The sequence below is a fragment of the Streptomyces alkaliphilus genome, from assembly GCF_014141535.1.
Lineage (GTDB): Bacteria > Actinomycetota > Actinomycetes > Streptomycetales > Streptomycetaceae > Streptomyces > Streptomyces alkaliphilus.
This window is the reverse complement of sequence record NZ_VKHT01000166.1, coordinates 1-6,971: the sequence shown is the minus strand read 5'-3', so window position 1 is coordinate 6,971 and position 6,971 is coordinate 1. Positions and strand designations below refer to the sequence as shown.

Here is a 6,971-nt window from a genome sequence, read left to right as displayed (position 1 = left end):
TGTGTATAAGAGACAGGTGCGGAGGGTGTCGGACACGGGATTCCCCTACTGATGTAGATTGCTTTCACATGAATGACTAACTCATATAAGTGTTCCACGCCTGATGGTGTCATGTCCACTCGTATGCGGTTAAGCTGGAAAGCTCGAGGAGAGAAGGACCGATGATCGGAACCCGGTGGGGATGACGAGATGACCACACCTGCACAGGCCCCACCCGCACGGGTGAGGGAGACCGCGAGTCCGGTGGACGATGACGTGCTCACCGCCATCGAGACGGCCATGGTGCGGATCCGTCGCCGCCAGTCCCGGCGAAGCCTCGCCCGGCCCGTGGCCGAGGAGATGCCGGAGCCGATCGACCTGAACACCCTGGCGGTCATCGACGCCGTGGACGAGGGGGCGGCCCGGCCCGAGCAGCCGGTCACGGTCGGATTCGTCGCCGACCGTCTCGCCATCGACCCCTCCCGGGCCAGCCGCCTGGTCACCGCGGCGGTCAAGAGCGGACACGTTCTCCGGGTGGCCTCCCAGGAGGACGGTCGGCGCAGCTGCCTGGAACTCACCGACACCGGACGGGCGGCCGTGAGCGCCGCCCACCACACCCGCCAGCAGTTCTACGCCCGGCTGCTCGAGGGCTGGCCGGAGGAGGAGCAGCGGGAATTCGCCCGTCTGCTCGATAAATTCGTGCACTCGCTGGACACCGTCCGCCCCTGACGTCGCGGGAGGACCGGACGGGCCCCTCGGTGTCCACCGGTCTTCGAGCCGCCTTCGAGTCCGCACGGCAAGGCTGAACGCCCCATAGGTCTGCAACCGACGGCGCGTCACAGCCCTCGCCGCTGGGCAGTCGCGCCCGGTACCGAAGGAGGCGCGACAGTTGAGCACCGCCCGGACATCACACACCGCCCGGCCGGGACCGCGGTCCCGGCCGGGTCCGTCACCGGACCCCGGGAAGCCCGGGGGGCCCGGGGAGCCCGGCAAGGGGGATACGCCGCCCCCTTTCCCCCTCTCCCTCCGCTGGGCCTACGCCATGGTGATCATCGCCACGCTCGCCGCCATCGCCAGCAACTTCTTCGAGATCGGCGACCAGCTGAACCGGGGAGAGGGCACCGCCGCCATCGGTGACCTGATACTGACCAGCGCCTTCTGCGCCCTGTTCGGCCTTTTCGCGGAGATGGTTCGGGCCGGCCGGCAGTGGGGTCGGGTCCTGCTGACCATCTTCACCGTCCTGGGACTGCTTTTCACCGGCCTGGGACTGCTCGGGATCGGCAGGCCCTTCGTGGGCCCCCTCCAGGGAGCTCTGGCCGCTCTCAGCTTCGTCACCTCGGTGGTGGGCCTGGTCCTGCTCTACGCGCCCTCCGCCAACCGGTGGCTCTCCCGGGTCCGGGACGGCAACCGGATGATCTCCCCCCGACTGCGCAAGGTCATCCTCACCATCCACGTGATGGTCGGGGTGGGCTGGCTGGGGCTGGTCACCGGCATGTCCGCGATGATGGCCTCCGCCGTCCTCACCGGCAGCGCCGAGCACCAGGCCGCCATGTACCGCACCCTGGGTCTGCTGGACGACCTCTTCCTCGGGATGACCAGCATGTTCACCCTCATCAGCGGCATCCTCGTCTCCACCGGGACCAAGTGGGGCCTGATGCGACGTCGATGGGTGGTGACCAAGTTCTTCACGACCATGGGGCTGATGTTGTTCGGCTTCTCGGTCATCCACCCCCTGATCATCCGGGCCAACGAGCTGGTGGAGAGCGGGGCGCCGGTACGCGGTGGGGAACTGGACACGGTCGGGTGGGCGATGACCGCCTCCTCCGTGCTCGCCCTGCTCACCCTCGTCTTCATGACCACTCTCTCCACCTACAAGCCGTGGGGGCCGACTCGCTGGGGCCGTCCCTCCCGAACCGCCGTCCGGTGACCCGCGGCCGGGCCCACCGGGCCGGCCGGACAGACCCTCCTCCCAGAGAAGGACCAGCATGTCAATCATCCGGGATACCGAAGTCCTGCGTCCCAGCGGACTGCTCGGAGTCGGAGTCCACCGGCCCGAACGTTCCGTTCCCAACAGCGAGATCGCCGAGCGCACCGGCCTGGACCCCGACTGGATCGAACGCCGTTCGGGTATCCGCCGGCGGCGGTACGCGGGCCCCGACGAGACCCTGCTGATGATGGCCACCGCCGCGGCCGAGAAGGCCCTCGCCGCGGCGGGCGTTCCGGCCGATCGGATCGGTACGGTCATCCTCGCGACCATCACATCCATGGAACAGATGCCGGCCGTCGCGGTGGGGGTCGCCCACCGGATCGGTGCCACCCGCGCCACGGCGTTCGACATCTCGGCGGCCTGCGCGGGCTTCTGCCACGCCCTGGCACTCGCCGGTGATCTGGTGCGGACCGGACGTTCGGACCACGTCCTGGTGATCGGTGCCGAACGGATGACGGACATCCTCGACCACACCGACCGGGACACCGCCTTCCTCTTCGCCGACGGCGCCGGTGCCGTGGTCGTCGGCCCCACCGCCGAGACGGGCATCGGACCGACGGTCTGGCGCGCGGACGGATCGCGCAACGCCGCGCTGAAGATGACGGCGCCCTGGCACGACGGCACCGGGGACCGCCCCGAACGACTGCCGGCCATCACCATGTCGGGGTGGAAGGTCTATCGCTGGGCCACCAACGAACTCGTTCCCGCGGCACACGAGATGTTGGAGCGGGCCGGTGTCACCACGGATGACCTGGACGCCTTCATCCCCCACCAGGCCAACATGCTCATCACCGACTTCGTGGCGGAGCAGCTCGGACTGACCGGGCGCACCGCCATCGCCCGGGACATCGTCACCAGCGGCAACAGCTCGGCGGCCTCGATCCCGATGGCGATGGAGGAGCTCCTCTCCAGCGGCAGGGCGCCCAGCGGGGGGCTCGCCCTCCTGGTCGGTTTCGGCGCGGGCCTCCTGTTCGCCGGACAGGTGGTGCGGTTGCCCTGAGGGCCCGCCGGTGAGCTGCCGGGCCCCCTCCCCGACCGGATCGGCCGGGGAGGGGGCCGACACACGACGGTGCCGCGGGGAACGAGCCCTCGTTCCCCGCGGCACCGTCGTGGTGTCGGTCGATCCGCCCTATCGGTACGCCGCGTCCACCCGGTACAGGGCGAACGGAGTGGGCCGTTCACGATCCTGGTGCCGCCTGAGCGGGGAGGTCGTGTTCCGGTGACCGGAGCCGGCCTCCCAGGTGCGGAAGGCCTCCGCGCTCTCCCACTCGCTCAGCACGGCGAAGGCGCCCGGGTCGGTCAGCTCGCGGAGCAGTTCGTTGCCGAGCAGGCCGTCGGTGCCCTTCAGGTCACTGCTGATCCGGTGGTACGCCTCGGCCACCGCCCCGTCCTCCGTCGGGTCGGCCCGCAGGTACAGCAGGACCCGCACCCGACCCGTCCCGTTCTCCGGGGTCGCGCTCACCGGTCGGCCCCCACCAGGGTCATCATGGCCAACGAGCCCCCGGCCCGGAAGGGGTGGAGCTTCTCCCGGTGGCGCACGTGCTCGTCACTGGACTCGAAGGCCAGGAACGCGTCCCGGTCCGTCCAGTCACTGACCACGTAGTAGACGGACTTCTCCGTGGCACTGCGGGCCAGGGTGTGACCGAGGTTGGCGGGCTGTGCGGTGATCTCCCGGCTGCCCTCGGCCCAGACCCGTTCGAACTCGTCCTCCAGGTCCGGCTTGACCTGCACGGTCAGCAGCACCCGGAACACCTCTCGCCGATCCCGGGTCCGCGCCGCGGGCCCGATCCCCGCCTCCTCCCCGGGTGTTCCCGGCATCAGACGCCCCCGTCCACGTGCAGCGTCTCACCGTTGACGTAGCTGGACAGATCGCCGGCGAGGAACAGCACCGCGCCGGCGATCTCCTCCGGCCGGCCGAACCGGCCCAGCGCCATCATCCTCAGGTACCGCGCGTTGTACGCGGCGCGCTCCTCCTCCGACAGCTCGTCCGGCTCGGAGGTGTCGATGACACCGGGGGCCACCACGTTGAACCGGATGCCCCGACCGCCGAGTTCCTTGCACAGGCTCCGGGTCAGGCCCACCAGGCCGGCCTTGGAGGCCGTGTAGTGGCCCCGCAGCGGGATGCCCGCCATCGCCCCCCGCGATCCGACGTTGATCACCGAGGAACCCTCCCGCAGCATCGGCAGGGCCTTGCCGATCACCAGGAACGGCCCGGTCAGGTTGGTGGCCAGGACCCGTTCCCACTCCTCCAACGGCAACTCGGAGAAGGGGATCTGACTGATCACACCGGCGTTGTTGACCAGGACGTCGAGCGAGTCGAAGCGGGAACGGCACGCCTCCATCAGCCGTTCCACCCCCTCGACGGTTCCCACGTCGGCACGGACCAGCAGGTGCTCCCCGCCGATCTCCTTGAGCTCCCGGGCGAGGCTGTCCACCGCCTCGCCCTCCTGCCGGTAGCAGGTCACCACCGTGGCACCGGCCTTGGCCAGGGCCAGGACCACGGCCCGGCCGATGCCGCGGCTGCCCCCGGTCACCAGTGCGTTCTTGCCCGCGAGTCCAAGTTCCACCATGTCCTCCGTGATCTCTGTGTCGAGTGGTTCCGTCGGGTGGTTCCGTCGGGTGGTGCGGCCGGGTCGTGCCGGCCGGTTCCGGTCGGGCGGGTCGGCCCCGCCGGTGGTCAGGTGTGCTCGCCGGGGGGCACGGGGCGGCACTCCAGGACCGCCCAGCGCCCCGGAACGGGGTCGTTCACCAGCGCGAATCCGGCGGCGTCCAGCAGCTCCCGCCACTGCGCCGGGTCGCGCTCCCGTCCGCCGAAACGGACCAGCATGTCCAGGTCGAGCAGCTTGCCGCGGTCCCACCGGTTGGCCGGCCCCACCAGGAACTCGCAGATCAGCAGCCGTCCATCGGGGTGACCCTCGAGCGCTTCCCGCACCCGGCCGAGGATCGCGAGGGCCCGCTCGTCGTCCCAGTCGTGCAGGACCGCCTTGAGCACGTAGGCGTCCCAGCCGGTCGGGAGTGGTTCGAAGAAGTTCCCCTCCACGATCTCGACCCGGTCCGCCACTCCGGCCCCGGCCAACAGCTCGGGGGCCTCGGCCACCACGGAGGGGCGGTCCACGAGCACACCCCGCGACTTCGGGTGCTCCCCGAGGATCTCGGAGAGGAAGAAACCGTGCCCTCCGCCGATGTCGGCGATCCGCTCGAAGCGTCCGAAGTCGAAGGAGTCGATCAGCATCCGGGAGGTGGCATGACTCATCCGCGTCATCGCGCGGTCGAACATCGCGCCGTCGTCGGGGTCGCGTTCCAGGTGCTCGAAGAAGTCGTGGCCGTACGCGGCCCGGAAGGCCGGCTCCCCGGTGCGCAGGGTGTGCATCAGCTCCCCGTACGAGCGCCACAGCATCCCGCTGCCGTTGTAGAGCACCATGTCCCGCTGGCTGCCGGGGACATCGGATCGCAGCGCCTGACTCATGTCGGTCAGCGCGTACCGTCCGTCGGGCTGCTCGAAGAAGACGCCGAAGGCGGCGGCCACCCGCAGGACCCGGCCCAGCGCGTCCGCCCGGGTGCCGGTCCGGGAGGCCAGTTCCGGGACGTCGAGCGGACCGTCGGCCAGCTCGTCGGCGACCCGCAGTTCGGCGACCGCGTGCAGCACCCGGGAGATCCGTTTGCCGTCGGTCAGCAGCAGAAGTTGTACGTGGGGCGGTAGCGCGGCGGCCATCGCCGGGCCGACCACACCGGTCATCGAGTCCACACGGTCCTCCTGGAGCCGAAGGGAAGGAAGAGGGGTCGGGGCGGTGGTCGTCGGAAGGTGGGCCCGGCCGGTCACATCAACGCCGTGGCCGCGCCCACGTTGGCCACCAGGGCGGCCACCGCCAGCCCGCCCCGCACCCGGTTCCACCGGATCCAGCGTTCCCGGGGGTCGAGTCGCTCCCAGTCCGCGGGCAGGGCCCGCGGGTCGAGGGTGGCGAGCCAGCGGTTGATCGGCACGTTGCGGGTGAGGGAGACCGTGCCGGCGCACACCAGGAGCACCGCGGCGAGAGCGGCCGCGCCCCGCACGCCGGCCGTGGGCGCGGTGATCACCAGCGCCACGTCGCACACCAGGCAGACCAGCAGGTTCACCGGCATGAAGGGGTCGAACCGGGTCACCAACCCCTGATGGACCGGGATGTACATCCCGGTGGGGAGCGTGGTGAACAGGGGCGCGGCCAGCATCGAGATCGCCAGGCCGCCCGCCGCCAGGCCGCCGGAGAGCAGAGCCACCGCCATCAGGATCTGAACCACGGGATTCGCCTCCTCACCCGCCCACCGGGTCCGGTGGGCCGCCGGCACGACTCTGGGAGTCGACGGTCGAATCGGCCTCGAAGACCGCTCGACACCACGGCCGCCCCCGCCGGGTCCAGCGGCGCACCACGGCCCTTCGAGTGCCGCCGGGCAGCGTGGAACCCGCCCGCGGGAGCTTCCCGGGCGCCCCGGTCGGTGTCCGGAGCACAACACCGACGGCGAAGGATTCGGAGAGGAGTTCGTGATGCTTCCAGAGGTGCTGAGCGGGGCCGTGGTGATCGGGGTCGGCACGATCACCGGGATCTTCGTGGCCGTCGCGGTGAGCGTGGCGCCCGCCATGGCGGGCATGGAACGCGCCGAGTACCTGCGGGCCCACGCGCTGCTCGGCAAGGGTTACCACCCGCTGATGCCGATCCTGGTCAACACCGTGATGCTCTGCGGGTTCGCGCTGGTCTTTCTCACCGAGCCGCCGAGCAGGTTCCTGTTCCTGGCCGGTTCCCTGCTGCTCATCGGGGTCCAGGCGGTGTCCCACCTCGGCAACGTCCCCATCAACCGCTCCCTGGGGGCTCTCGAGGCCGAGGGGGCCTGGCAGGACCCCCGGCCGCGGTGGCGGGCCTGGCACCACCTGCGCACCGTGCTCGCGGCGCTGGCCCTGCTCCTGGACACCGCGGCCGTTCTCATGGCGGGCTGAGCGGCCCCCGCCCGTCGCCCCCCGACCGTCGTCACGGTC

The 6,971-nt window shown here is 70.7% G+C and carries 9 protein-coding genes; 4 read left to right on the top strand and 5 right to left on the bottom strand.

Features of this window, described 5'->3' with window-relative positions; all coding sequences use genetic code 11:
* Positions 1–189 precede the first annotated feature (189 nt).
* From FNQ90_RS08070 to FNQ90_RS08060, 3 genes are all read left to right on the top strand, one after another.
* Positions 190–708 (top strand): MarR family winged helix-turn-helix transcriptional regulator, encoded by a 519-nt coding sequence (locus FNQ90_RS08070; RefSeq protein WP_182605745.1) that lies wholly within the window; start codon positions 190–192, stop codon positions 706–708.
* Between the two features lie 313 nt (positions 709–1,021).
* Positions 1,022–1,906, top strand: a complete 885-nt coding sequence (locus FNQ90_RS08065) for a hypothetical protein (protein ID WP_182605744.1) — start codon at positions 1,022–1,024, stop codon at positions 1,904–1,906.
* Positions 1,907–1,964: 58 nt separating this feature from the next.
* Complete coding sequence (locus FNQ90_RS08060; RefSeq protein WP_182605743.1) at positions 1,965–2,966, top strand: beta-ketoacyl-ACP synthase 3; 1,002 nt, start codon at positions 1,965–1,967, stop codon at positions 2,964–2,966.
* 129 nt (positions 2,967–3,095) lie between these two features.
* Here the strand turns inward: FNQ90_RS08060 and FNQ90_RS08055 are convergent, their stop codons facing one another.
* The 5 genes from FNQ90_RS08055 to FNQ90_RS08035 all read right to left on the bottom strand — a co-directional run bounded on the left by FNQ90_RS08055 (position 3,096) and on the right by FNQ90_RS08035 (position 6,241).
* A complete protein-coding gene (locus FNQ90_RS08055) occupies positions 3,096–3,428 on the bottom strand; it encodes an antibiotic biosynthesis monooxygenase family protein (RefSeq protein WP_323379836.1) in 333 nt (110 codons plus the stop codon).
* Positions 3,425–3,784: an antibiotic biosynthesis monooxygenase family protein gene (locus FNQ90_RS08050; protein WP_182605742.1), complete on the bottom strand. Its 360-nt coding sequence runs from the start codon at positions 3,782–3,784 to the stop codon at positions 3,425–3,427. Before FNQ90_RS08050 ends, FNQ90_RS08055 begins: the two co-directional genes overlap by 4 nt.
* Complete coding sequence (locus tag FNQ90_RS08045; protein ID WP_143619699.1) at positions 3,784–4,533, bottom strand: SDR family NAD(P)-dependent oxidoreductase; 750 nt, start codon at positions 4,531–4,533, stop codon at positions 3,784–3,786. Before FNQ90_RS08045 ends, FNQ90_RS08050 begins: the two co-directional genes overlap by 1 nt.
* A 110-nt stretch (positions 4,534–4,643) precedes the next feature.
* Positions 4,644–5,702 (bottom strand): methyltransferase, encoded by a 1,059-nt coding sequence (locus FNQ90_RS08040; protein ID WP_182605747.1) that lies wholly within the window; start codon positions 5,700–5,702, stop codon positions 4,644–4,646.
* Between the two features lie 80 nt (positions 5,703–5,782).
* Positions 5,783–6,241 (bottom strand): DUF1772 domain-containing protein, encoded by a 459-nt coding sequence (locus FNQ90_RS08035; RefSeq protein WP_323379835.1) that lies wholly within the window; start codon positions 6,239–6,241, stop codon positions 5,783–5,785.
* Positions 6,242–6,485: 244 nt separating this feature from the next.
* Here FNQ90_RS08035 and FNQ90_RS08030 point away from each other — a divergent pair, with 244 nt between their 5' ends.
* A complete protein-coding gene (locus tag FNQ90_RS08030) occupies positions 6,486–6,932 on the top strand; it encodes a DUF1772 domain-containing protein (protein ID WP_182605746.1) in 447 nt (148 codons plus the stop codon).
* The last annotated feature ends 39 nt before the right edge of the window (positions 6,933–6,971 follow it).